Here is a 23,399-nt window from a genome sequence, read left to right as displayed (position 1 = left end):
CGACCACGACGACGCCTGGGTGCGGACGTATGCCGCTGGGCTCGCCCCCACGGTCGACGCGCGGTCCCCGGTCGGCGACCTTACGGGCCTGGCCGCCGCGCCTCCCGGAGGCCACCGTCAGTGCGAGCGGACGACCGTCGTCACCACGTCGGTGACCGACGGCCTGCGCGGTGTCGACGAGAACCCGAAGCGGCACGGCGGGTCGACGGGCGCCAGGGCCCCGATCGGCTCGCCGTCGAAGCGGCCCTCGATGCCGGTCACCGCATGGACGTCGGTCGCACCGTAGTACTCGCGCCGGCCCTCGAGCGCCATGCCGGCGGTGCGCACCCCGCGCAGGGCGATTCGCGCGATCGGGTCGACGAGCTTTGCCCACGTGGGGCTCGCCGCGACGGGAGCCGGCACGACCCGGAGAAGCCGGCCCAGCGGCATACGGGCCCCGACGGTCAGCTCGAGCGAAAGGGTGGGCGAGTCGACGACCCAGCGGTCCGGGGTGGCCTCGACGGCGAACGGCTCGACCCGCACCTCGTCGAACTCGTAGGTCGCACGGACGAACTCGGCCACGTCGGCGTTGGGGGCGAGGAGGACGCGGTGCCCCGGCGCGGTCTCGACCATGGCATCCGCGAACGAGCCGAGGGGCGTCCGCTCCCAGCGTCCGACCACGACGCGCACGCCTGAGGTCGACCCGACGCCGGCGATCTGCCCGTGGAACCGGAAGGCCCGCCCGCCGCTGTGGTGCATGGCCCGAGCGTAGCGATGGACCCCGCTACCCCGCCCGGGCGGACTTGTTGTGCTCCCCCGACCCCGAACACCGGATCACCTCCGCCCCGGCGGACTTGTTGTGGTGCCGGTGGTGGCGCGGCCCGAGCCTCCTGGGGCGAGGGCGGTCACTCGACCCGGTTCACGGTCTTCTGCACCCCGGCGATGATCGCGGCGTAGTCGGCCCCGGGCACGCCGCCGAGGACCGCCCCCCACGCCTGCACGAGCTCCGGCCCGTAGCGGTGACCGTAGCCATCAGGCGGGTCGTGCCCGACGGCCATGTCCGTCGTCAGCTGCCAGAAGGTGACGAACGGGATCCACGTGACGTCGGGGTTGACGTCGCGGCCGCGGGGCTCGCGCAGCCAGTCGGGCTCGGCGCCGAGGAGGGCGGGGTTCCACCAGACGACCGGGTCGGACGGGTGCTGCGCGTAGACGAACCGCGGGAACTCCCAGGTGCCGTAGGGGCGGCCGTCGTAGTCCCTCGTCAGCTCGCTGCCGTTGGTGGCGAACCGGAAGTGCCGGCCCGCGTCGTACACCGGTGCGATCTCACGGGAGCCCTCGTTGCGGGCCGCGGTCAGCGCGGCATGGATGTCCGTGAAGCTCGGGGTACCGACCCACACCCCGCCCTGGGCCCGTCGCAGCATGTCGTTCGCGTCGGCGAACGCCGCCTGGCCGCCGTAGGCCCCCAGCGACTCGCCGCCGACGACGAGCCGCGGGCGGGCATCGGCAGGCAGGGCGAGCCACGCGGCATACACCGTGTCGAAGAGGACCTTGCCCGCCTCGCGCGACGACTCGCGGTCGGTCATCATCGACAGCGCGCTCGGCAGGTAGGAGTACTGCATCGCGGCGATCGCGCTGTCGCCGTCGCTGAGGTACTCGATGGCCTGGGCGTTCCAGTCGTCGACCCAACCGGTGCCGGTCGTCGTGATGACCGCGAGGACGCGCCGGTCGAAGGCCTTGGTGCGCTTCAGCTCCGCGAGGACCGCCCGCGCCACGTCGGGGATGGTCCGGTCGGCCGTGTACCCGGCGTACACCCGGATCGGGTCGAGCGCCGCCCTGCCGGTGGCGGCCGAGATCTCGGCCGCCGTCGGGGCGCTCGTGACGAACATCTGGCCCTGGTAGCCGAGGCTCGCGTAGCTCTCGAGCGACCCGGGTCCGCCGGAGAGCAGGGGCGAGGTCGGTGCAGGGCGACCCGACGGGGACGCGTTGACGCGCGCCGCGATGGCCGCCATCGCCTGGATGCTGCGGTGGAACAGGACGCTGTCCGTCACCCACGCCGTCCCCGTCGCGACGACCGCCACGGCGATGACGGAGGCGAGCGTCTTGGGGAGCACGTGGCCGGCCGCCTCGGCGAGCCGGCGGGTCATCAGGCGCAGGCCGCGGGCCGCGGCGAGGAACACCGCTGCGACGGCGAGGGCGAGGACCAGCGCCCCGAGCCAGTCGAGCGGGCTGAGCGGGGTGAGGTGGACGACGGCCGCGGTCCGGGCCTGGGACCGGACGTTGGCGACGGTGATGCCGACGACGGCGACCGCCGCGAAGATCGGCCACGCGACCCGGAACCAGTGGCCGGCCTCGCGGCTCACGCTGATCCGCAGGTCGATGAGCCGGGCGACGCGACGCACGACCCAGGCGACGAGGACGCCGAGGCCGTAGCCGACCGCGGCGCACAGACCCGTGATGAAACCCTGGAAGTACCACGTGCGCGGCAGGAGGCTCGGCGACGTGGAGATGAGCACGTAGGCCGACGCGAAGAGCAGGCCGACATGCGAGAAGTGCCACCACCGCGGTCGCACGTGCGCGCGTGACGTGGTGTCGGCCATGACCTCACAGTAGGTGGGCCCACGCCGCCGGCGCCTCGGGATTCCCCCCGACGTCACCCCGACGTGACCCCGACCTCACCCCGACGTCACCGCCACGTCACCGCCGCAAGACCCCAACGAGACCCGGCGCCGAGCCGCATGATGGGCCCATGCCCGCAACCGAACCCCGCGTCGAGACCTTCCAGCGCGACGGCCTGACCTTCGAGGTGACCGACTCCGGACCGCTCGACGGCACCCCGGTCGTCCTGCTGCACGGCTTCCCCACCGACCGCACGAGCTGGACGCGCATCACCGACCGGCTCGCCGACGCCGGCTGCCGCACGTGGGCTCCCGACCAGCGCGGCTACTCGCCCGAGGCGACCCCGCCGTCGAGGTCCGCCTACCGCCTCGAGGAGCTCGTCGCAGACGCCCTCGCGCTCGTCGACGCGACCGGCCACGAGCGGGTCCACCTCGCCGGGCACGACTGGGGCGGAGCGATCGCCTGGCTCGTCGCCGGCAACGCCGCCGAGCGCATCGCCTCCCTCACCGTGCTCTCGACGCCGCACCCGGCGGCCCTCTCGCGGGCCTTACGGACCCCCGACCAGCTGCGCCGGTCCTGGTACATGGGCGCCTTCCAGGTGCCGTGGGTGCCGGAGCACGTCTTCGCCGCCGGGTTCCGGCGCATCATGCGCGGCAGCGGCCTGCCCGCCGAGGACGTCGAGAGGTATGCCGCTCGCCTCGGTCACGCGGACGCGCTCACCGGGCCGATCAACTGGTATCGAGCCACCGGCTCCTCGCACGTCCGGGCGCACCGGGTGACGGTGCCCACGACGTACGTGTGGGGTCGTGACGACGTCGCCCTCGGCCGGCACGCGGCGGAGCTGACGCGCGAGCACGTGACGGGTCCGTATGCCTTCCTCGAGGTCGCGGCCGGCCACTGGCTGCCGGAGACCCGCGCCGAGGAGTGCGCGACGGCCATCCTCGCCCGCATCGCCTCGACCCAGGGCGGGTGATCCGAGCCCCGGGAGGACGTCGTGGCGCCGGGACCGAGCCCGGCGGCATACGACTCGCTCGTCGGGGCAGGGAGGGAGCCCGTGCGGCCTGCGTCTCATTTCGGCGATGCGGGGAAGACGGGCGCGCGGAGGTAGGTTTCACGACCGTGAAGATCGACATCTGGTCAGACATCGTGTGCCCGTTGTGCTACATCGGCAAGCGCCGCCTCGAGACGGCCGTGGCCCGGTTCGAGCACGCTGACGAGCTGGAGATCCAGTGGCACAGCTTCGAGCTCGACCGTGGCGCCGCAGCGGTGGTCGACGGTGAGCTCGTCGACCTCGTCGCCCGCAAGTACGGCACGACCCGCGAGCAGGCGGTCGCCCAGCACGAGTCGATGGCCGCAGCGGCTGCCGAGCTCGGCCTCGAGTTCAACTGGCAGCAGGCCCGGTACGGCAACACGTTCGACGCCCACCGCGTCGTCCACCTCGCCGCCGAGCAGGGGCTCGCCGACGCCGCCCACGAGCGCCTCATGCGGGCGTACTTCTCCGATGGACTCGCCGTCGGAGACCGCGAGACGCTCGTCCGGCTCGCGACCGAGATCGGTCTCGACGAGCCGGTGGTGCGCGACATGCTCGACTCCGACGACTACGGCAACCACGTCCGCAGCGACGAGGCGACGGCCAAGATGCTCGGCATCGAGGCGGTGCCCTTCTTCGTCTTCGACCGCAAGTACGGCATCTCCGGGGCCCAGCCGACGGAGGTCTTCACCCAGGCCCTCGAAACGGCGTGGTCGACCCGGCACGAGGTCCCGGAGCCCGCCGTGGCGGCCGGCGGCTGCGGCGGCGGGTGCGGCGCAGGCGGCTGCGGCGGGGTGTGCGGTCGCTGAACCCCGACCACGCCTGTCCTCTGCCTCCCCCTCGCGCGGAAGGCGCATTTCGGACTCCCGGTGATGCGTCCCGGCGTACGCTGAGCCCGTGCCGCTCAGCCACTACGGCGTCCTCGCGGGCACGCTCACGAGCCACGTTCGAGACACCCCGGACGACCAGGGACGCTGGTACCACGTCAACCTGCAGCTCTCGGCGCCGCAGGGGTCCTACCGGTGCGCGGTCGACGTCGACAGCAAGCAGTCGCAGGTCGGCGTCCAGTGGAAGGTGCTCACCGTCGCGCGGAGCGCGATCGCACCCGCCGGAGACGCGATCCCCGGCTACCACGACCTGGTGACCGCCCCCACCACCGGCGCCCTCGACCACATTCGTCACCCGGCCCTCGTCGACAACCCCGGGTGCCTCTTCGTCGTCGCACCGCCGCCGTGGCTCGCTGGGCTGTTCCCGCGGCGCCCGTGGCAGACCGGCTCGAACATCGACGCCTCGGTGGCCCTCGAGTCGATCCTCGTGATCGGGCGCCGGACCCTCGTGTGGGGCGAGCCGTTCGACGTCGGGCTCGGGGTCCACAACGTCCACCAGAACCAGGGCGACCCGCTCGACTCCCAGTGGGCGTCCGAGAACGGGATCTGGCAGGACGGGGGCGTCATGGTCGAGCGCCCGGACGGCAGCTTCGACGCCTTCGTCTCGAAGTTCTCCTCACAGGCCTCGAAGACGGACGACGCCGGCCATCCGGCCTGACCCTCGGGTCCGCCCGAGTCGGCCCCAGTCGGCTACTTCGCCTCGGGATCGGGTTGGTGGATCCCGAAGGTGTTGCCCTCGGTGTCGAGGTAGTAGCCCTGCCAGGCCATGCCGGTCAGGGCCATCTTCGGCAGCGCCACCTGGCCACCCGCCTCGAGGATCCGCCGCTCGGTCTCGTCGTAGTCGCCGACCTCGACCGTGCAGACGAAGGCGTTGGTCCCCTGCCCCGGTCCGGGGGTCGGCGCCGGTCGCTGCAGGAGACCGCCGTTGATGCCGGGCTGGTCCTCGGGCCCGGTGGTGATCCCCCAGTAGGTCGACCCGGTCACGGGGCCGTAGTCCTCGAACGACCAGTCGAACGCGGCGCCGTAGAAGGCCTTCGCCCGCTCGACATCATCAGCCTGGATCTCGAAGTGCACCACGCGGGACATGCCGACCTCCTCGCTCGAACCGGACGCTCTCAGTCTGGCACCGGGGCCAGGGGCCCACGGGCGTTGGGCGAGACCGGAGTGGTCCTCGCGCGGGCTAGCCTGACGGCGTGAAGCCGTTCCACAGCCAGGACCGCCACGTCGTCCGTCTCGAGTGGGGTCCCACGGGCGGCCGGGCCCTGACCACGTATGCCGCCGAGCGCGGTGAGTCGGTCATCGCCGTCGTGCTCGACGTCCTCAGCTTCACCACGTGCGTCTCCGTGGCCTGCGACCGGGGGCTCACCGTCTATCCCTACCGGTGGCGGGACGAGTCGGCCCAGCGGTTCGCCGCCGAGCACCGGGCCGAGCTCGCGCGGCCCCGGTCGCACGCCCACGACGGGGTGAGCCTCTCCCCGCGCTCGATCCGAGACGCGCCTGCCGACCTGAAGGCCCTCGTGCTCCCGTCCCCGAACGGCTCGACGACCAGCGCCGTGCTCGCCGAGTCGGGCGCCACGGTCGTCGCGGCGTCGCTGCGCAACCGGGCAGCCGTCGGTCACCGCCTCGTCGAGCACCTGCGCGCGGCAGCCGGGACGTCGGGCAGGCCCCCGGCGATCGTCCTCGTCCCGGCGGGTGAGCGCTGGCCCGACGACCACACGCTGCGCCCGTCCGCGGAGGACCTCTGGGGTGCGGGGGCGGTCGTCGAGGCGGTCGTCGCCCGGCTCGAGCACCAGGCGGGCCCGCTCCTGCTCAGCCCGGAGGCCGAGCTCGCCCTCCACGCCTGGCTCGGCGTGGCGCACCGGGTCGAGGACGCGCTCGCCGCGTCCGCGAGCGGGCGCGAGCTGATCGACATCGGCTGGCCCGACGATGTCGAGATCGCGGCGGAGGTCGACGGCAGCGAACGCGTGCCGGTGCTCCGCGACGGCGCCTTTGTCGCCGCGGGCCTACTGGCCGATGGCCGACCAGAAGGCTGAGGCGGCACGCGACGGCCGGCCCGTGCGCCGCTCCGACCAGTCGGCCGAGGACATGATGGCGGTGACGGCGTTGACCCCGAGCCACCGGAGCGGCTCGGGCTCCCACGGGCGGGAGGTGCGACCGGCCCAGGGCAGCGTCGCCAGGCCTTCGGGGTCGTCGTCGCGGATCATCGCGGCGAGCGTCCTGCCGGCGAGCGCCGACGTCGCCACGCCGTCGCCGACGTAGCCGCCGGCGAAGGCGAGGCCGGTGCGCTTGTCGTGGCGGACGGAGGGGAACCAGTCGCGCGGCACGCCGAGGTTGCCACCCCAGGCGTGGGTGAAGGTGACGTCCCGGAGGACCGGGAAGAGCTCGAGAAGGATGCGCCGGAGCATGAGGTGGACTCGGGCGTCGCGCTCGAAGGCCGCGTTGACCTTGGACCCGTAGTGGTAGGGAGCGCCCCTGCCCCCGAAGGCGATCCGCCCGTCGCGGGTCCGCTGGCCGTAGACGACGAGGTGCCGGTTGTCGGCGAAGGTCGTGCGCTTCTCGAGCCCGATCTGCGCCCAGATCTCGGGTGTGAGCGGCTCGGTCGCCGTCATGAGGGAGTAGACCGGGGCGATGGCCCGGCGCCTCCCGGCGACGGTGGGCGTGTAGCCCTCGGTCGCGAGGACGACGTGCTCGGCGCGGACGGTGCCGTGCGGGGTGACGACGCGGCCGCCGTGGACGTCGACCGCGGTGGTGCGCTCGTGGATGACGACGCCCCGGCGCTCGACGGCGCGGGCCAGACCACGGACGAGGCGGACGGGGTTGATCGCGGCGCAGTGCGGCGTCCACGAGCCGCCCAGCGCGTCGGACACGGCGGCGATCTCGCGGACCTCGCCGGCGTCGAGCAGGCGGTGGTCGTCGGGCCCGAAACCCCACGACGCGTAGTCGGCGACGTCCTCGCGGACCCGCTCGAGCTGGGCCTGGTTGCGGGCGACCGAGAGGTAGCCGCCCTGCTCGAAGTGGCAGTCGATGCCCTCCTCGGCCGCGATCCGCCCGACCTCGGGGACGGTCTCGTGGAGCCGTTGCTGCATGCGGATCGCGGCGTCGCGCCCGCGCTCGGCGGCCATCCGCTTGAGGGAGGTCGGGAAGAGGGCCGAGCACCAGCCCCCGTTGCGCCCCGAGGCGCCGAACCCGGCCACCTCCTTCTCGATGACGGCGACGCGGATCGAGGGGTCGGCCGTGACGAGGTGGTAGGCCGTCCAGAGCCCGGTGTATCCGGCGCCGACGATCGCGACGTCGACGTCGAGGTCGCTCGAGAGGGCCGGCCGGGGTGCGAGATCGTCGTCGATCGTGTCGTGCCACAGGCTGAGGCCGCGATAAGCGCTCGGGGACATGCCCGAAGTATGCCCTTCGACGCAGGTCCGCGGCAGCCGGTTGGAGGTCCTTTATCCGTCGATTTCTCGGGTCCTGACGACGGATTCCGAAGGGCCACTCGATGCAGGCGGCCCCTTCCGTCATCGGGCCAGGCAGGACAAGATGGCCCCATGAGTACCGTCGACCGCCGTCGTCTCGCCGAGCTGCATGCCCGCGAGCGCGCCGCCTTCACCGCTGCCCGACCCCGTTCGCAGGCCCTCGCCGAGCAGGCGAAGGCCCACATGCCGGGCGGCGTCCCGATGAGCTGGATGGTCAAGTGGCCGGGTGACTTCCCCGTCTTCGTCGACCACGCGGAGGGAGCCCACTTCACGTGCGTCGACGGCATCGACCACGTCGACCTCTGCCTCGGCGACACGGGTGCGATGATGGGCCACTCCCCCGCGCCGACCGTCGAGGCCGTGACCCGGCAGCTGTCCCGGGGCATCACGACGATGCTGCCGACCGAGGACGCCATCGCCGTGTCGACGGGGCTCGCCGAGCGCTTCGGGCTGCCGTTCTGGCAGTTCACGCTGACCGCGACCGACGCCAACCGCCACGCGATCCGTTATGCCCGGCACCTGACCGGCCGGAGCAAGATCGTCGTGCACAACTACTGCTACCACGGCTCCGTCGACGAGACCTTCGCCACGCTCGGCGAGGGCGGCGAGACGGTCAACCGGCGCAACAACATCGGCGCGCCCGTCGACACGTCCGAGACGACCCGGGTCGTCGAGTTCAACGATGTCGAGGCCCTCGAGAAGGCCCTCGCCCACGGAGACGTCGCGGCGGTCCTCGTCGAGCCGGCCCTGACCAACATCGGCATCGTCCTGCCCGACCCGGGCTACAACGAGGCCCTGCGCGAGCTGACGCGGAAGTACGGCGCCCTGCTCATCAACGACGAGACCCACACGATCTGCGCGGGCCCGGGCGGCTTCACCGGCCGCGACCACCTCGAGCCCGACATGCTCGTCATCGGCAAGTCGATCGGCGGCGGCATCCCTTGCGGCACCTTCGGTTTCAGCCAGGAGGTCGCCGACCGGATCGCCCGGTCCATCGAGCTCGAGGACATCGACGTGGGCGGCATCGGCGGCACGCTCGCCGGCAACGGCCTGTCGATGGCGGCGATGAAGGCGACGCTCGAGCAGGTCATGACGCCGGCCGCCTTCGAGCACATGGTCCCGCTCGCCGACGCGTGGGCCGACGGGGTCCAGGCCGGGATCGACGCGGTCGGGGCCGACTGGCACGTGACCCGTCTCGGCGCGCGGGCCGAGTACAACTTCTCGGCCCAGCCCTCCCGCAACGGCCAGGACGCCCACGACGCCGACGACTTCGAGCTGCAGCAGTATCTCCACCTCTACGCACTGAACCGGGGCATCCTGCTCACCCCCTTCCACAACATGGCGCTCATGTGCCCCGACACGACGCAGGCCGACGTCGACGCCCACAGCGCGATGTTCCTCGAGTGCGTGCAGGAGCTCTTCGCCTGAGACCCGGCCGGCGTCCGGCGGCGCCGGCCGACGACACCTCGCTGAGCGGCATACGGACGAGTCCGTATGCCGCTCAGCCATTCTCGCGCCCAGCCGACCTCGCGCCTGGAGCCCCTTGACAATATACTAAGCGCGCTTACCATTGACCCATGATCACTCTCGCGCAGTTCCGGACCGACGTCCCTGTGACCCCCGCCGACCTCTACGCCCGCTGGGCCGACGTCGACACCCACCCGCAGTGGAGCACCGACCTCGCCTGGACCCGGCTCGACGAGCCGGTCCGGCTCGGCGCCCGCGGCAAGCTCAAGCCGAAGGGCGGCCCGACGTCGCGCTTCGAGGTCACCGAGCTCGTCGAGGGCCGCACCTTCGCCGACACGACGATGCTCCCGGGGGCGCGGCTCACCTTCCGCCACCACGCCGAACCGACCGACTCCGGCGCTCGTGTCGAGGTGACCGTCACCGTCTCCGGGCCGCTCAGCGGGCTGTGGGCCCGCATCCTCGGCCCGGCGGCGACCCGCGACGGCGTCGAGAACGACCTCGCCCGGCTCGTCGCGCTCATCAGCGAGGACGCCGACACCGAGGTGGCCCGATGAGGTTCTGGCTCGGGGTCGTCTCCGCCTCCCACGTCCGACGCGGCGTCGAGCTCGGCATCGCCCAGGTCCACCACGGCAAGCGCGCCGGCCTCGCCCGGATGGCCCCCGGCGACGGGCTCGTCTACTACTCGCCGAAGGACGAGCTGCGGGGGACGGTGCCGTGCCGGCAGTTCACGGCCGTGGGCCGCATCGCCGACGGCGAGATCTGGCAGGCGGACGAGGGCGACTTCAGGCCCTTCCGGCGGCGCGTCGACTGGGCCGATGCCCGGCCCGTGCCCCTCGCCGACCTCACCGACCGACTTCTCCTCACCCGGGCACCCAACTGGGGCTATGCGCTCCGGCGCGGCCTGCTTCCACTCGAGGAGGCGGACTTCCTCCTGATCGAGCAGGCCATGACCGGGCCGATGCGGTCCGCGCACCCCGAGGCGGAGCATCGGTCGGCATGAGCCGGCTGCGCACCCGCTTCACCGACGAGTCCGAGAGCCCCGGACTGCTCCTCTGGCGGGTCGGCAACCGGTGGCAGGCCGCGATCCGCGACGCGCTCGCGCCGTACGACCTCACCCACACGCAGTTCGTCCTGCTCGCGTCGCTCACGTGGCTGCGGCGCGAGCGGGACGAGCCGGTGACGCAGCGTGAGCTCGCCGACTACGCGATGACCGACGTGATGATGACCTCGCAGGTCGTGCGGACCCTCGAGTCCAAGGGGTTCATCGAGCGCCGGCCGCACCCGGGCGACTCCCGGGCCCGCGACCTCGTCGTCACGGCCGCGGGCCTCGACCGCGTCAACGCCGCGATCGTCGCCGTGGAGGAGTGCGACGCCACGTTCTTCGCCGCGGCCGGTCCGACCTTCCTCGGCCTGCTCGCGGGCCTCCAGCGGCTGGCAGGCGAGCCCTCCGCGTGAGCGTTCGGTCCGGTTGTCACCGGCGCACCGCTCCCCGGGTGACCGGACCGCTGACGCCGAGCGGTTCCGACCCCGGTCTCCTCCTCGGGCGCCTCGACCGGGCAGGTTCGCACACCCGCCCACGGTCCGGCGCCGCCGGCACTAGCCTTGTGCGCACTGCGACACCACCCCACGACACCACCCCCGACACCACCCCCGACACCACCCCGACGCCGCAGAGCCCAGGGAGGACGACGATGACCGAGGCAGCCGCGACCACCACGCCAGAGGTCCCCACCCGACGGCGCACGACCAACGTCGGAATCGTCGGGGCCGGCGCCGTCGGCGCGACGATCGCCTACGCGACGCTCATGCGCGGCGCCGCCCAGCAGGTCGCCCTCTTCGACGTCAACGGCGCGAAGGCGCGAGCCGAGGCGCTCGACCTGAGCCACGGGATCCAGTTCGTCCCCATGGCCCACGTCGAGGGGTCCGACGACGTCGCCGTCCTCTCTGACTCCGACGTCATCATCTTCACGGCGGGCGCCAAGCAGAAGCCGGGCCAGTCGCGACTCGAGCTCGCGGAGACGACGATTGCCCTCGTCAGGCAGATCGTCCCCCGCCTCGTCGAGGTCGCGCCCGACGCCGTCCACATCCTCGTCACCAACCCCGTCGACGTCGTGACGTATGCCGCGCTCAAGGCGTCCGGCCTGCCGTCGTCGAGGGTCTTCGGGTCGGGCACCGTCCTCGACTCCTCCAGGCTGCGGTTCCTCCTCGCCGAGCACACCGGCGTCGCGGTCCAGAACGTCCACGCCTACGTCGCCGGCGAGCACGGCGACTCCGAGCTCCCGCTGTGGAGCTCGGCCTCGATCGCCTCGGTGCCGCTCCTCGACTGGCCCGGTCTCGACGGGACGGGCCTGCTCGACGCCGAGGTCCGCGACCGGATCGCCCGCGACGTCGTCGAGTCGGCCTACCGCGTCATCGAGGGCAAGGGGGCGACCAACTACGCCATCGGCCTCGCGGCCTCCCGCATCCTCGAGGCCGTCGTCTACGACGAGCGTCGGGTCCTCCCCGTCTCCTCGCTCCTCGAGAACTACCACGGCATCAGCGACGTGTGCCTGTCCGTGCCGTCCCTCGTCCACGCCGACGGCGTCGGCGACCGCATCGAGGTGCCGATGACCGACGCCGAGCTCGACGGGCTGCGCCGCTCCGCCGAGGCGGTCCGGGCCACCGCCCAGCGGTTCGGCCTCTGAGCCCACCCACCACGGGACGTATGCCGCCGGGCTGACCCGGCTGGACGGCATACGTCCCGCGTCGTGGCGGGCGCCACACGGCGAGGAGCGCCGAGCGGGCCACGGCCGCGGTGGCGAGAGAGGATGATGGCTGCGTGAGCTCTTCGGCCGTCTCTGACCCGGACCGGTCCTCCGCCCCCCGGGCGACGTACCACCACGGGGACCTCCGGCGTGCCCTGCTCGAGGCGTCGCTCGAGCTGGCCCGGGAGGGCGGACCCGACGCGGTCGTGCTGCGCGAGGCGACCCGGCGGGTCGGGGTCTCGGCCAACGCCGCGTACCGCCACTTCGCCGACCGCGACGCACTCCTGTCCGCCACCGCGTCCCTGGCCCAGGCTCGTGGGGCCGACGTGATCTCCGCGACGATGGCGGACGTGAGCCGCGGGACGACGCACGACGCGAGGTCCCTCGCGCGGGCCCGGTTCCGGGCGGTCGGCGTCGGCTATCTCCGCTTCGCCATGAACGAGCCGGGGCTGTTCCGGACGGCCTTCGCCGTGCCGACCGACCTGCGGAGGTCGGCGGCGCCGGAGGCGGCGGGCGAGTGTGGGCGCACGCCGTTCCAGCTGCTCAGCGACACCCTTGACGAGATGCTCGAGGCGGGCGTCCTGCCCGCGAGCGAACGTCCCGGCGCCGAGCTGCTCGCGTGGTCGGCCGTCCACGGCCTGGCGATGCTCGCGCTCGAGGGACCGCTGCGCGAGCTCCCGCCGACGTTCGTCGACGAGCTCGCCCCGCGGCTCGTCCGAATGGTCGACCTCGGCCTCGGGGTGCTCTCGGGCGGCGACGAACCCGGTCCGGAGGGCGGTCCGGTGACGCAACCGTCGCTGGACGCGACGGCGCCCGGACCCGGCGAGCGCACCCACCGCGAAGCGGGCGTGGGCTGAGGGCCCTCGGCCGAGCGGCGGTCCCGGCGTCCTAGAGTGGAGCGAGTGACGAGCGACGCGACCCCCTCCCCGTCCCCGGCCCCGAGTCCCGGCGAGGGCGTCGAGCACGGGCTCGATGTGGCCCCGGCGTTCTACCGGCGCCTCGGTGAGGACCTGTTCCTGCCCACGGTCCACACCCAGGGCGCCTGGCGTCCGGACGAGCAGCACATGGGCCCGGTCAGCGGCATCCTCGCGCACGCGATCGACCTCCACGAGCCGCAGGAGCACCTGCAGCTCGCCCGGGTCAGCTATGACATCCTCGGGATGATCCCGGCCCGCCCGAGCCGCGTCACCGTCCGCACGACCCGCCCCGGCCGCACGATCGAGCTCGTCGAGGCGACGATGACCGTCGACGACCGGCCCGTCGTCCGCGCCCACGCCTGGCGCCTCTCGGCCCAGGACTCGACGCCCGTCGCCGGGGTCGAGCTCGACCCGATGCCCGGACCGGGCGACTTCCCGGCCTGGCACGGCGCAGACACCTGGGAGGGCGGCTACATCCGCGGCCTCGAGTTCCGCGCCGACCCCGAGCGACGCCCCGGCCGAACCCGGACGTGGATCCGGGCCCGCAACCCCCTCGTCGACGGCGAGACCTGCTCGCCGACGACCGACCTCATCCGCCTCGCCGACACCGCGAACGGCATCGCGGTGCGGGTCTCGCCGTCCGAGTGGATGTTCCCCAACGTCGACCTGACGGTCCACCTCTTCCGCGAGCCCGTCCGCGGCTGGGTCGGGTTCGACACCCGGGTCACGATGGGCACGACCGGGCTCGGGCTCACCTCGACGACGCTGCACGACGAGCTCGGCCCCGTCGGCCGCGCCGAGCAGATCCTCACGGTCCGGCCGCTACCGGGCGCCTGAGCCGACCGCGCTCGAGGGCGCCTGCGGCCGGGTCGACTGCGCAAGGATGATCAAACCGGGCATCCCCCACCGCACCGAGGATCGGTCCATGAGCGCCGCCACCGACACCTTCGCCTCCTGGCTGGACGTGCTCGTCGACACCATCGACGAGCAAGACCTGACCGGCGACGAGATCGCGGCGCGATTGCACCTGTCGCGGTTCCACCTCGACCGGATCGTCAGCAGCACGGCGGGCGAGGCCCCGAGCTCCCTGCGTCGCAGGGTCCTGCTCGAGCGGTCCGCCTACCGTCTCGCGACGAGCCGTCGCACCATCCTCGACGTCGCCGTCGAGGCCGGCTACGGCTCCCACGAGGCCTTCACCCGGGCCTTCCGCCGCGCCTACGGGACGACCCCGCGAGGCTGGCGCGAGCGCCCGGGCACGATCCGGCTCCCGGCGGGCAACGACATCCACTTCCACCCACCCGGCAGCATCCGACTGCCGGCCCAGAGGAGAGTCACCGCCATGGACCTGATCGAGAAGATGGTCGAGCACCACATCTGGCTGACGGGCGAGCTCATCGAGTGCGCCGGCCGGCTCACCGACGACCAGCTCGACGAGCCGATCGTCCTCAGCGTCGAGGACGACCCCGACCCGTCGACCCTCCGCCGCATCCTCAGCCGCCTCGTGGGGCAGATGGCGATGTGGAACGCCACGATGGACAGCCGGCCCTACGACTTCGCGGTCGAGCAGCACGAGACGACGACGCAGCTGCGGCGACGCCTCGCGGAGGCCGCCCCGGTCTTCCTGGCCCACGTCCGAGACGCGACCGAGAAGGGCGAGCTCGACGACGTCTTCGTGGACGCGTCCTGTGAGCCGCCGTTCACCTGCACGTACGGCGCGATGATCGCCCACGTCCTCACCTTCGCGGCCCACCGCCGGACGCTCGCCGTGCTCGCCCTCGACAAGCACGGCGTCAGCCGGCTCGGCTGGGGTGACCCCATCAGCTACATCGACGCCGCCCCGACGGCGTGAGGCGGGCACTCACGGAGGGCTCGTATGCAGCCGGGCTGAGCGGCATACGAGCTCCCCACGTGAGCGCAGTGTTCGTTCACGAACACAGCGGTATGCCGCTGAGTTCACGCACGAACACCGCGTTCACTCGACCGTGGCGGTGACCTTCGTCCCGAGCTCGACGGTGCGGCTGACGGTGCACCACTCGTCGTGCGAGCGCTGCACCATCTTGGGGAGCATCTCGCGGGCGGCGTCGCCGCCGTCGCCCTCGGGGAACCGCACGCGGAAGGTGACGGTGATGTCCTGCAGATGGTTGCCGTGCTCGTCCTTGACCTTGTCGGCCGCCACCTCGACCTCGAAGCTCTCCGGCTCGGCCCGGCGGCTCGTCACCGTGTCGACGTCGACCGCGGTGCAGGCCGCGATGCCGGCGAGGAGGAGCTCCACGGGCGAGAGCTCATCGGTGCCAGAGCTGACCGAGATCGAGCCGCCTCGGCGGTTGCGTGCCGTGTAGCGGCCCTGGCTGTCTCGGGTCAGGGTGATCGTGCGGAGGTCGGGCGTCTCGGTGCTCATGGGTGCAGCCTTCCAGATGGGTCCGCAGCGGGTGCCGGGGGTTCGCGTCACGACCAGGCGTCGGCGAGCAACTCGAAGGAGCGCAGCCGCGCGGCGTGGTCGTGGGCGCCGCAGGTGACGACGAGCTCGTCGACGCCGGTCGCCTCGGTGAAGGCCGCGAGGTCGTCGCGAACCCGCTCCGGCGTGCCGACGAAGGAGACGCGGGTCATCTCGGTGACGGCCGCGCGCTCGGCCGGGCTCCATGAACCCAGGAGGCTCGCGACGTCGCCGTCGGGGCGCGGGAGCGCCGTGCGCCGGCCCGTGACGATCCCGTGGAAGCGCATGAGGACCGACGTGAAGAGGCGGTCGGCCTCCTCCTCGGTGTCGGCGACCATGACGTTGGCGCCCGCCATCGTCCGCGGCTCGTCGAGGCCGCCCGGGTGGATCGACGGCTGGAACTGGCGGCGGTAGACCTCGAGGGCGCTCAGGAGCGCGGCCGGCGCGAAGTGCGAGGCGAACGAGTAGGGCAGCCCGAGCGCGGCGGCGACCTGCGCGCCGCCGTGGCTCGAGCCGAGGATCCAGATCGGGACGTGGGTGCCCTCGCCCGGGATCGCCCGGACCGTTGCGTCCGGGTCCGGGTCGCCGAGGTAGCCGATGAGCTCCTCGACCTCGCCGGCGAAGTTCATCGCGGCCATCTCGTTGCGGCGCAGGGCCCGGGCGGTCGGCTGGTCGGTGCCCGGGGCGCGCCCGAGACCGAGGTCGATCCGGCCCGGGTACATCGTCGCGAGCGTGCCGAACTGCTCGGCGACGACGTACGGCGGGTGGTTGGGCAGCATGATCCCGCCCGCGCCGACCCGGATCGACGCGGTGCGGCCGGCGACGTGCCCGATGAGGACGGCCGTCGAGCTCGACGCGACGCCGCGCATGTTGTGGTGCTCGGCCATCCAGTAGCGGTGGTAGCCCCACCGTTCGGCGTGCTGCGCGACGTCGACCGTGGACCCGATCGCCTCCGCTGCGGTCCCTCCGTCGACGACGGGGACGAGATCGAGGATGTTGAGGCGGGCGCGGTTCGGTCGAGTCACACCAGGGACCAACCGCGACGCCTCCGGACCGTATTCCGGAGGTGCTGCGGAGCGGGCGTCAGGGGAGGCCGAGCTGCGGGATCTGGTCGGTGTAGTCGGGGCAGAAGGCCTGGACCGCGGCCGCCATGAGCTGCTTCGTCCGCAGGGCGTCGCCGGTGTTGCCGAGCGGCTGGTCGTCGTCGCCGACGGCGATCTGCTTGAGCGTCACGCCGCCGTTCTGGAGCGCCCAGCAGGTCGTCGTGCCGGTCTCGATGTCGTCGGCGACGCTCGCGCCCGTGACCGTGGCGCCGAGCTTCTGGGCGTCGAGGACGAAGTCCGCCTCCTCAGCGGTGATCGTCGGCCGCGCCTGGGCCACGCCCTTCGGGAGGTCGCCGAGGGTCGGGTCGCTGCCGCACGCCGAGAGCAGGGCCGTCGCGGCCAGCGCCGCCCCGAGGCAGGCGAGGGCGCGTGGGGCCCGGCGGGGGCGGCCGGTCGTTCGGATCATGTGCGGCTCCATCGTTACCCTGAACGCGTGTCCGACAACGATCATGCCCCGCCGGGCGACGACGCGCGCGAACGGCTCGACCGCTTGCCGCGGCTCGCGACCGAGGCCCCCCTCGCTCGCGGCGCCGTCGTCGCCGCCCTGTCCGGCATCGTCCTCGGGTTCTGCTTCCTCCCGCAGCTGCTCGGCCTCGCCCTCGCGGGTCTCAGCATCGCCCGCGGCGAGCGGGCCGCCCGCCGTTATGCCTGGCTCGCGATCTGGGTCAGCCTGGCGCTGACGGTCTTCTGGGCGGTCGTGCTCGGCCTCTTCCTCAAGTGGTGGGCCTCGACGCAGGTGGCGTGACGCCCAACCGCCCCCGGAGCGGGCGTATGCCGCTGGGCCGGCCCAGCGGCATACGGCGCGGTCGGGCTACTGGGAGTACGTCGAGAGGAACTTCCCGAGGCGTCCGATCGCGTCCTCGAGCTCCTCGACCCGGGGCAGGAAGACGATGCGGAAGTGGTCGGGGGTGGCCCAGTTGAACCCGGTCCCGTGGACGACGAGGAGCTTCTGCTCGCGCAGCAGGTCGAAGGCGAACTGCTGGTCGTCGTGGATCGCGTGGACCTTCGGGTCGAGGCGCGGGAAGAGGTAGAGGGCCCCCTGGGGCTTCGTGCACGAGACCCCGGGGATCTGGTTGAGCAGCTCCCAGGCCACGTTGCGCTGCTCGAGCAGGCGACCGCCGGGCAGGATCAGCTCGTTGATCGACTGGTAGCCGCCCAGCGCGACCTGGATCGCGTGCTGCGCCGGGACGTTGGCGCACAGGCGCATGTTGGCGAGGATGTCGAGGCCCTCGATGTAGTTGCGGGCGTGCTCCTTCGGGCCGGAGAGGGCCAGCCACCCGGAGCGGAACCCGGCGACGCGGTAGGCCTTCGACAGGCCGTTGAACGTGAGGCAGAAGAGGTCGGGCGCGATGGCCGCGATCGAGGTGTGCACGGCGTCGTCGTAGAGGATCTTGTCGTAGATCTCGTCGGCCATGACGATCAGCTGGTGTTTGCGGGCGAGGTCGGCGATGCCCTCGAGGACCTCGCCCGGGTAGACGGCGCCGGTCGGGTTGTTGGGGTTGATGACGACGATCGCCTTGGTCCGGTCGGTGATCTTGCGCGCGATGTCGTCGAGGTCGGGAGCCCAGTCGGCCTGCTCGTCGCAGACGTAGTGGACGGGGGTGCCGCCGGCGAGGCTCGCGGCCGCGGTCCAGAGCGGGTAGTCGGGGGCCGGGATGAGCACCTCGTCCCCGTTGTCGAGCAGGCCCTGCATCGCCATGACGATGAGCTCGCTGACGCCGTTGCCGAGGTAGATGTCCTCGATGTCGATCCGCGGGAAGCGCCTCAGCTCGTAGTGCTGGGCCACGGCCCGGCGCGCGGAGAGGATGCCCTTGCTGTCGCTGTAGCCCTGCGCGGTCGGCAGCTCCTGGATGACGTCGACGAGGATGTCCTCGGGAGCCTCGAAGCCGAACGGCGCGGGGTTGCCGATGTTGAGCTTGAGGATCCGATGACCCTCCTCCTCGAGCCGCTTCGCCTCGGCGAGCACCGGTCCCCGGATCTCGTAACAGACGTTCTGGAGCTTCTGGGACTGGGTGACCGCGCGCATGCGGTCCAGCGTGACACTCCCGTATGCCGCCCGCTGCCCCATTCTCGCCATGTGGCCTGTGTCTTCGCTGACGTTCCGGGTCCGAGGGGCGTCGTCGCTGCCTGAAGTCAGGTGCGCGGCGGTCAGTGCCCGAGGCAGCCGAGCGCCGAGCCGGGGCTGCGCGCGGTGAGCGTTCCGACGAGCAGGTTGAGTGCGGGCCCGGACACCTCGATGGTCAGGGCGTGGTCGTCGGTGGTCATCGTCAGGCGGGAGAGGAGGGGCGGGGCCGGCTCCGGTTGCTGGACCCAGCCCTTCTCGACGAGGTAGCCGATGAGCTCGGCGGCCTGGGGACCGGTCGACTCGGGGTACTGGCGCGTGATCGTCCCGCCGGGCTCGTCACGGCAGGGCCTGACCTCGCTGTGGCCGAGCGGGGTGTAGGACCGGTCGAGCTCGTCGATCTGGGCCGAGAGCGTGTCCCAGGCGGCGAGGTCGTCGCCGTGCAGCCGGTTGAGCCACGCCCACGCGCCGAAGACGACGAGGCCGACGGCGAGGACCGTGAAGACGAGCGCGACACCCCCGGGCCGGCGGGTCCGACGACGGGTCGGGCCATCGCCGGGCTCCCCCTCCCCTGGTGCCTCGTCGACGAAGCCGAAGTCGCTCACCGGGACAGTGTGGGCGAGGACCATGCCCCGCGCGGGCGATCGGGAGAGCCGGGTGGGAACTGTCGCCATTCCGTGACCGATACCGGTCGTCACGAGAATCGGGCCGCGCGCTCGCCCGGCGACCGCAGGATCTGGGGTCAGACGCGCTCTCCGCCGGCGATCCCGCGGTCGTCCACGATCGGCCGGCCCAGGTCGAGCAGGTGGGCCCAGTCGGCCCGGCGGCCCCAGCGAACGCCCCGGCGGGCGAGGACGACCGTCGCGACGAGGACGACCGGGACCCCGACGGCCGTCGTCGTCAGACCGAGGCTGTAGCCGTCGGGCAGCTGGGCGAAGCAGAGGACCGAAGCGACGGCGGCGAGCCAGGTCTGGAGCCGACCGGACACGGCGGCGACCGAGGCGGCGAGGACGGGCAGCACCCAGAGGTAGTACCACCCGAGGAAGGCGGGAGCGAGGGCGACGACGGTGAGCATCGCCCAGCCGACGGCCCCGACGACCCGGAGCCGGTCGAGGCGCGCGTCCAGGACGGGGTCGTGGGGGCCGCCGTGGTCTCGGTGGGCCCCCGGCTTGGCGGCGGTCAGCCAGACGAGGACGAGCACGACGACCATGACGAGCAGGCCGACGGCCCGCATGGTGGCGATGCCCGAGTCGCGCCACTCGTCGTGGCCGAGGACGTGGCCGACGGCGCCCACGGCCATGCCCAGCCCCGTGGGCAGCGAGGTCCACTGCTCGTTCCTGCCCGGGGTCGCACCGGGGTTGGTCCAGGCGAACCCGAGCCCGGTCAGCAGTCCGAGCGCCGCCATCGGAAGCGCAGCGATCACGAGAGTCCGGAGGCCCGCCCCGATCACCGCTGCCCACGTGAGGGGCTCCCAGGCGAAGGGCTCCCGGGCCGCGACCGGGGCCCGGGACCCGCCGCGCGCCGGGTGGAGGCCGCCCACCCCCGAGCGACGCGGCGCGTGGGCCCAGAGGAGCGCGAGGAAGGGCAGCGCGATGACGGCCGTCACCTTCACCATGGCCGCCAGCGCGACGATGACGACCGCGACGGCGAACCGGCCCCTGAGCGCGAACGCGATCCCGGCCAGCAGGCCCGCGACCATGAGGGCGTCGTTGTGGGCACCGCTGACGAAGTGGGCCCCGACGAGCGGGCACGCGACCCCGAGCCAGGTGGCGCGGGTGGCATCGACGCCGAGGCGGCGGGCGATGTCGGCGACGGCCCAGGCGATCGCGACGACCCCGGCCACGGCCAGCAGTCGCAGCAGCAGGAGCGCGACCCCGAGCCGGTCGCCCGAGACCGCCGCGACACCACGGGCGAGGAGGAGGAAGACCGGGCCGTAGGGCGTCGGGGTGTCGAGCCAGGTCGGTGCGGTGGAGTCCTTCCAGTCCGACTCGAGGTCGCGCACCCCGTGCTCGTAGGGGTTGAGGCCCTCATGCCAGAGGGCACCTTGAGCGGCATACGAGTAGAGGTCCCGGCTGTAGAGCGGCACGGAGGCGACGAGCGGGACGAACCACGCGGCGGCGGTCACCCACCACCAGCGCACGGGGACGACAGCGTCGCGCAGCCGCCACCACGAGAGCACGAGCACCGCCATCGCGAGGACGGAGACCGTCGCGAGCAGGGGTGACCCGCCGGTCTCGCTCCACCAGGCGATCCCCGGCCAGACGACCCTCGTGTTGAGCGTCGACCGCGAGCCGGAGCCCCACGACGCGAGGGCGAGGACGACCGCCGCGAGGGCCCCGACGAGGCGCCAGCGGCCGGGCGGCACGGCCGGCACGGCCGGCACGGCCGGCATCGGGGAGGGCATCGACCCGTCAGTCATGCGTGACCGGCTCGTCGCCCCACGCGAGCAGCGTCCAGCCGATGTCGGGGTCCCCCTCGAGCGTGACGATGTGGGTGTTGTCGAGGCGACGGGTGTCGAAGAAGTCGGGCGGGAGGTCGAGAACGACACCGCACCAGACGCGCATCGCCGCGCCGTGGCTGACCGCGAGCGCCGACGCGTGGCCGTCGGCCGCGATCGTCCGGATCGCCTCCTGGAAGCGGTGCAGGAAGCCGATGCCGCTGTCGCCACCGGGGATCGTGTGGCTCGGGTCCTCACGCCAGCGCACGACGGCCTGGACGTAGGGCTCCCAGTCGGTCGACATCTCGTAGTCGCCGGCCTGGATCTCGCGCAGCCCGGGCAGCACGACGAGCTCGAGCCCGAGCTCCTCGGCGAGCGGCGCTGCGGTCTGGTGGGTGCGCACGAGGTCGGAGACGTAGATCGCGCCGAGGTCCTCGCCGCGGAGCCGGTCGGCGAGCGCGCGGGCCTGGTCGTGCCCGACGTCGGTCAGGTCGGCGCCCGGGTGGGCGGTGTCGAGCTGGCGTCCGACGTTGGCGTGGGTCTGCCCGTGGCGCACGAGGTAGAGGCGCACGTCACTGATCCTTCACGGTGACGCCGGCGAGGCACTCGACGCCCTTGGGCTCTCGGGTGGCGAAGGCCTTCGCCGCGACGGGGGCGCTCCCCCCGGCGGGGATGGTCACGTCGAGCTGCTTCGTCACCGCGGGGTCGGGATCCGCAGATGTCGTGAGGAACAGCGCGACGGTGAACGTGTGTGCCGACGAGTCGGGGTTGGTGACCCTCCCGGAGAAGCTCCACACGCCCGACGCGTCGGCCGTGCACGTCGAGGACGTGAGCTGGTCGGACGCGTCGAAGAGGCCGCCGTCGCTCGCCGCCGACGGGTTGACCGTGTCCGGCGTGGTGGTGGTCGTCGTCGGGAGCGGCTCGAGCGTCGGCTGGATCGGCACGCTGACGGTGGGATCGATGCCGTCGCCCGCGGTGGGGGCTGGCTGGCCGCACCCGCCCAGGGCCCCGAGGGCCAGAGGGGCCACGAGGACGAGCCCGGCGGCATACCGGCGCCGCGCGCGAGCGCGACCCATCGGCACGGTGGCAGGTGCAGGGAGCACGGCGTCCCTCTCGTCGACGGGGTCGGTCCGGGACATTCTCCCCCCACCCGACGCGCGCGCGTGCGACGGCGCGCGTCGTCAGCCGGAACCCAGCGAAGGCTCAGCCGGGCAGCACGAACCGGGCCACCACCGCGGCCGCGATGACGGCGATGCCGCCGAGGAGGGCGAGCGTGTCGGCCTCGCGCCAGGGCGCCTCGCCCGCCCAGGTGCGACGTCGCGCCTCGGCGAAGCCTCGGGCGTCCATCGCGAGCGCGAGCGTGGCCGCCTGCCCGAGCGCGCCGACGAGGAGCCCGCCGGTGACGACGAGGAGCTCCCGGCCCTTCGCGAGGGGTCCCCGGTCGGCCCGGATGCCACGGACGCGACGGGTCGTCATGAGCTCGGTCCACAGGGCGTCGAAGGACTGGACGCGCTGGAGGGCGGCCGTCGCGGCCACGACCGGACGGGCCGGCAGGTGGAGCCGCTGGGCGAGGTGGTCGCCGAGCCCTTCGGGCTCGATGAAGCCGCCGACGAAGGCCGACGGGACGATGAGGCAGAGGACCCGGAGTGCCGCGCCGGCCGCGACCTCGACGTCCCGGCCGCCGAGGAGCCACGCCGACCACGCCACCCCGACGACGGCGAGAGCCGCGGGTGCGAGGCGGACGAGGAACCCGCGCAGCCGGCCGCGCGGGCGCCGGCCGGGTCCCGGGGCGAGCAGTCCCACGAGGCCGAGGACGAGCTCGACGCCGAGGACGACGAGGCCCTGGCGCCACGTGTCGAGCAGGGCGGGCAGCGGCAGGACGCAGAGGGCGACCGCGAGCAGCGCGAGGGGACCCACGCGGCCGAGGAGCGGTCGCGCCTCGGGCTCAACGGGCCCGGGCGGCTGGGGCGGCCGCGTCATCCGGACGGTCCGGTCGGCGCGGGAGGTCGCCCCCGAGTCGTGGGTGGTGACGAGGACCGCCGCCCCCTCCTTCCGCGCGGCCTCGAGGGCACCCATGACGGCCGACCACGTCAGCCGGTCCTGCCCGACCGTCGGCTCGTCGGCGAGGACGAGCGCCGGGCCGTGGGCGACCGCGGCGGCGACCGCGAGACGCCGCTGCTCGCCCCCGGAGAGATGGCGCGGGTCGACGTCGGCGAGGTGGCCGAGGCCGAGGGCGTCGAGCAGGGCCTCGGCCCG

The 23,399-nt window shown here is 73.1% G+C and carries 26 protein-coding genes; 13 read left to right on the top strand and 13 right to left on the bottom strand.

What is annotated here, in order from left to right; genetic code table 11:
* Positions 1 to 117: 117 nt before the first annotated feature.
* Positions 118 to 738: a hypothetical protein gene (locus N865_RS12535; protein WP_034806378.1), complete on the bottom strand. Its 621-nt coding sequence runs from the start codon at positions 736 to 738 to the stop codon at positions 118 to 120.
* Positions 739 to 884: 146 nt separating this feature from the next.
* Positions 885 to 2,576 carry an alpha/beta hydrolase gene (locus N865_RS12530; protein ID WP_051510520.1) on the bottom strand — a complete coding sequence of 564 codons (1,692 nt, stop codon included), beginning with the start codon at positions 2,574 to 2,576 and terminating at the stop codon, positions 885 to 887.
* Positions 2,577 to 2,725: 149 nt separating this feature from the next.
* Between N865_RS12530 and N865_RS12525 the strand changes: the two genes are divergently transcribed.
* From N865_RS12525 to N865_RS12515, 3 genes are all read left to right on the top strand, one after another.
* Complete coding sequence (locus N865_RS12525; RefSeq protein ID WP_034806375.1) at positions 2,726 to 3,568, top strand: alpha/beta fold hydrolase; 843 nt, start codon at positions 2,726 to 2,728, stop codon at positions 3,566 to 3,568.
* A 146-nt stretch (positions 3,569 to 3,714) separates the two neighbouring features.
* Positions 3,715 to 4,434, top strand: coding sequence for a DsbA family oxidoreductase (locus tag N865_RS12520; protein ID WP_034806372.1), 720 nt, complete (start codon positions 3,715 to 3,717; stop codon positions 4,432 to 4,434).
* Positions 4,435 to 4,522: 88 nt separating this feature from the next.
* Entirely contained in the window at positions 4,523 to 5,170 is a 648-nt protein-coding gene (locus N865_RS12515; protein WP_034806369.1) for a DUF2278 family protein, read from the top strand.
* 32 nt (positions 5,171 to 5,202) lie between these two features.
* Here the strand turns inward: N865_RS12515 and N865_RS12510 are convergent, their stop codons facing one another.
* Complete coding sequence (locus N865_RS12510; protein ID WP_034806366.1) at positions 5,203 to 5,598, bottom strand: VOC family protein; 396 nt, start codon at positions 5,596 to 5,598, stop codon at positions 5,203 to 5,205.
* A gap of 107 nt (positions 5,599 to 5,705) precedes the next feature.
* On the opposite strand from N865_RS12510, the gene N865_RS12505 reads away from it, so the two are divergent.
* Positions 5,706 to 6,545 carry a 2-phosphosulfolactate phosphatase gene (locus N865_RS12505; RefSeq protein ID WP_034806363.1) on the top strand — a complete coding sequence of 280 codons (840 nt, stop codon included), beginning with the start codon at positions 5,706 to 5,708 and terminating at the stop codon, positions 6,543 to 6,545.
* Here the strand turns inward: N865_RS12505 and N865_RS12500 are convergent.
* Positions 6,516 to 7,901, bottom strand: coding sequence for an NAD(P)/FAD-dependent oxidoreductase (locus N865_RS12500; protein WP_034806360.1), 1,386 nt, complete (start codon positions 7,899 to 7,901; stop codon positions 6,516 to 6,518). The two genes, N865_RS12505 and N865_RS12500, sit on opposite strands and share 30 nt — an antisense overlap.
* A gap of 150 nt (positions 7,902 to 8,051) precedes the next feature.
* On the opposite strand from N865_RS12500, the gene N865_RS12495 reads away from it, so the two are divergent.
* From N865_RS12495 to N865_RS12460, 8 genes are all read left to right on the top strand, one after another.
* The gene (locus N865_RS12495) at positions 8,052 to 9,407 is read left to right on the top strand and encodes an aspartate aminotransferase family protein (RefSeq protein ID WP_034806357.1); all 1,356 of its coding nucleotides are present in this window, start codon (positions 8,052 to 8,054) and stop codon (positions 9,405 to 9,407) included.
* Between the two features lie 149 nt (positions 9,408 to 9,556).
* Positions 9,557 to 10,000 carry an SRPBCC family protein gene (locus N865_RS12490; RefSeq protein ID WP_034806353.1) on the top strand — a complete coding sequence of 148 codons (444 nt, stop codon included), beginning with the start codon at positions 9,557 to 9,559 and terminating at the stop codon, positions 9,998 to 10,000.
* A complete protein-coding gene (locus N865_RS12485; protein ID WP_051510519.1) occupies positions 9,997 to 10,446 on the top strand; it encodes an EVE domain-containing protein in 450 nt (149 codons plus the stop codon). The genes N865_RS12490 and N865_RS12485 overlap by 4 nt, the downstream gene beginning before the upstream one ends.
* Positions 10,443 to 10,901: a MarR family winged helix-turn-helix transcriptional regulator gene (locus N865_RS12480; RefSeq protein WP_034806350.1), complete on the top strand. Its 459-nt coding sequence runs from the start codon at positions 10,443 to 10,445 to the stop codon at positions 10,899 to 10,901. The genes N865_RS12485 and N865_RS12480 overlap by 4 nt, the downstream gene beginning before the upstream one ends.
* Positions 10,902 to 11,137: 236 nt before the next feature.
* Positions 11,138 to 12,130: an L-lactate dehydrogenase gene (locus tag N865_RS12475; protein WP_034806347.1), complete on the top strand. Its 993-nt coding sequence runs from the start codon at positions 11,138 to 11,140 to the stop codon at positions 12,128 to 12,130.
* A gap of 134 nt (positions 12,131 to 12,264) precedes the next feature.
* Positions 12,265 to 13,047, top strand: coding sequence for a TetR/AcrR family transcriptional regulator (locus N865_RS12470; RefSeq protein WP_084328188.1), 783 nt, complete (start codon positions 12,265 to 12,267; stop codon positions 13,045 to 13,047).
* Positions 13,048 to 13,164: 117 nt separating this feature from the next.
* Positions 13,165 to 13,944: a thioesterase family protein gene (locus N865_RS12465; protein ID WP_034806456.1), complete on the top strand. Its 780-nt coding sequence runs from the start codon at positions 13,165 to 13,167 to the stop codon at positions 13,942 to 13,944.
* Between the two features lie 88 nt (positions 13,945 to 14,032).
* Positions 14,033 to 14,956, top strand: a complete 924-nt coding sequence (locus N865_RS12460) for a helix-turn-helix transcriptional regulator (protein ID WP_034806344.1) — start codon at positions 14,033 to 14,035, stop codon at positions 14,954 to 14,956.
* Positions 14,957 to 15,079: 123 nt separating this feature from the next.
* Here N865_RS12460 and N865_RS12455 read toward each other — a convergent pair whose 3' ends face one another.
* The 3 genes from N865_RS12455 to N865_RS12445 are packed head-to-tail and all read right to left on the bottom strand — an operon-like array spanning position 15,080 to position 17,050.
* Entirely contained in the window at positions 15,080 to 15,505 is a 426-nt protein-coding gene (locus N865_RS12455) for an OsmC family protein (protein WP_034806341.1), read from the bottom strand.
* A gap of 47 nt (positions 15,506 to 15,552) precedes the next feature.
* A complete protein-coding gene (locus N865_RS12450; protein ID WP_034806338.1) occupies positions 15,553 to 16,566 on the bottom strand; it encodes an LLM class flavin-dependent oxidoreductase in 1,014 nt (337 codons plus the stop codon).
* A 58-nt stretch (positions 16,567 to 16,624) separates the two neighbouring features.
* Complete coding sequence (locus N865_RS12445; RefSeq protein ID WP_034806327.1) at positions 16,625 to 17,050, bottom strand: DUF732 domain-containing protein; 426 nt, start codon at positions 17,048 to 17,050, stop codon at positions 16,625 to 16,627.
* A 27-nt stretch (positions 17,051 to 17,077) separates the two neighbouring features.
* Here N865_RS12445 and N865_RS12440 point away from each other — a divergent pair, with 27 nt between their 5' ends.
* Positions 17,078 to 17,389 (top strand): hypothetical protein, encoded by a 312-nt coding sequence (locus N865_RS12440; RefSeq protein ID WP_034806326.1) that lies wholly within the window; start codon positions 17,078 to 17,080, stop codon positions 17,387 to 17,389.
* Positions 17,390 to 17,455: 66 nt separating this feature from the next.
* Here the strand turns inward: N865_RS12440 and N865_RS12435 are convergent, their stop codons facing one another.
* The 6 genes from N865_RS12435 to N865_RS12410 form a co-directional block, all read right to left on the bottom strand.
* On the bottom strand, positions 17,456 to 18,670 hold the full coding sequence (locus N865_RS12435; RefSeq protein ID WP_034806324.1) for a pyridoxal phosphate-dependent aminotransferase: 1,215 nt from the start codon (positions 18,668 to 18,670) through the stop codon (positions 17,456 to 17,458).
* A gap of 122 nt (positions 18,671 to 18,792) precedes the next feature.
* Entirely contained in the window at positions 18,793 to 19,311 is a 519-nt protein-coding gene (locus N865_RS12430) for a hypothetical protein (protein WP_157557680.1), read from the bottom strand.
* A 137-nt stretch (positions 19,312 to 19,448) separates the two neighbouring features.
* Entirely contained in the window at positions 19,449 to 21,125 is a 1,677-nt protein-coding gene (gene mptB / locus N865_RS12425) for a polyprenol phosphomannose-dependent alpha 1,6 mannosyltransferase MptB (RefSeq protein ID WP_084328187.1), read from the bottom strand.
* Positions 21,118 to 21,714: a histidine phosphatase family protein gene (locus tag N865_RS12420; protein ID WP_034806321.1), complete on the bottom strand. Its 597-nt coding sequence runs from the start codon at positions 21,712 to 21,714 to the stop codon at positions 21,118 to 21,120. The genes mptB and N865_RS12420 overlap by 8 nt, the downstream gene beginning before the upstream one ends.
* Position 21,715: 1 nt before the next feature.
* Positions 21,716 to 22,282: a hypothetical protein gene (locus tag N865_RS12415; RefSeq protein WP_034806319.1), complete on the bottom strand. Its 567-nt coding sequence runs from the start codon at positions 22,280 to 22,282 to the stop codon at positions 21,716 to 21,718.
* Between the two features lie 64 nt (positions 22,283 to 22,346).
* Positions 22,347 to 23,399: ATP-binding cassette domain-containing protein (locus N865_RS12410; RefSeq protein ID WP_034806317.1), on the bottom strand; the 1,053-nt coding region annotated here is incomplete at its 5' end.

It is taken from the genome of Intrasporangium oryzae NRRL B-24470 (genome assembly GCF_000576595.1).
Lineage (GTDB): Bacteria > Actinomycetota > Actinomycetes > Actinomycetales > Dermatophilaceae > Intrasporangium_C > Intrasporangium_C oryzae.
This window is presented reverse-complemented; position numbering and strand designations above follow the sequence as displayed.

Excerpts from the sequence above, each read along its gene's own strand:
- N865_RS12460 (WP_034806344.1), top strand. The coding sequence starts at position 14,033 with ATGAGCGCCGCCACCGACACCTTCGCCTCCTGGCTGGACGTGCTCGTC.
- N865_RS12530 (WP_051510520.1), bottom strand. The coding sequence starts at position 2,576 with ATGGCCGACACCACGTCACGCGCGCACGTGCGACCGCGGTGGTGGCAC.
- N865_RS12445 (WP_034806327.1), bottom strand. The coding sequence starts at position 17,050 with ATGATCCGAACGACCGGCCGCCCCCGCCGGGCCCCACGCGCCCTCGCC.
- N865_RS12500 (WP_034806360.1), bottom strand. The coding sequence starts at position 7,901 with ATGTCCCCGAGCGCTTATCGCGGCCTCAGCCTGTGGCACGACACGATC.
- N865_RS12435 (WP_034806324.1), bottom strand. The coding sequence starts at position 18,670 with ATGCGCGCGGTCACCCAGTCCCAGAAGCTCCAGAACGTCTGTTACGAG.
- N865_RS12525 (WP_034806375.1), top strand. The coding sequence starts at position 2,726 with ATGCCCGCAACCGAACCCCGCGTCGAGACCTTCCAGCGCGACGGCCTG.
- N865_RS12535 (WP_034806378.1), bottom strand. The coding sequence starts at position 738 with ATGCACCACAGCGGCGGGCGGGCCTTCCGGTTCCACGGGCAGATCGCC.
- N865_RS12510 (WP_034806366.1), bottom strand. The coding sequence starts at position 5,598 with ATGTCCCGCGTGGTGCACTTCGAGATCCAGGCTGATGATGTCGAGCGG.
- N865_RS12490 (WP_034806353.1), top strand. The coding sequence starts at position 9,557 with ATGATCACTCTCGCGCAGTTCCGGACCGACGTCCCTGTGACCCCCGCC.
- N865_RS12475 (WP_034806347.1), top strand. The coding sequence starts at position 11,138 with ATGACCGAGGCAGCCGCGACCACCACGCCAGAGGTCCCCACCCGACGG.
- N865_RS12480 (WP_034806350.1), top strand. The coding sequence starts at position 10,443 with ATGAGCCGGCTGCGCACCCGCTTCACCGACGAGTCCGAGAGCCCCGGA.
- N865_RS12455 (WP_034806341.1), bottom strand. The coding sequence starts at position 15,505 with ATGAGCACCGAGACGCCCGACCTCCGCACGATCACCCTGACCCGAGAC.
- mptB (WP_084328187.1), bottom strand. The coding sequence starts at position 21,125 with ATGACTGACGGGTCGATGCCCTCCCCGATGCCGGCCGTGCCGGCCGTG.
- N865_RS12495 (WP_034806357.1), top strand. The coding sequence starts at position 8,052 with ATGAGTACCGTCGACCGCCGTCGTCTCGCCGAGCTGCATGCCCGCGAG.
- N865_RS12485 (WP_051510519.1), top strand. The coding sequence starts at position 9,997 with ATGAGGTTCTGGCTCGGGGTCGTCTCCGCCTCCCACGTCCGACGCGGC.
- N865_RS12415 (WP_034806319.1), bottom strand. The coding sequence starts at position 22,282 with ATGTCCCGGACCGACCCCGTCGACGAGAGGGACGCCGTGCTCCCTGCA.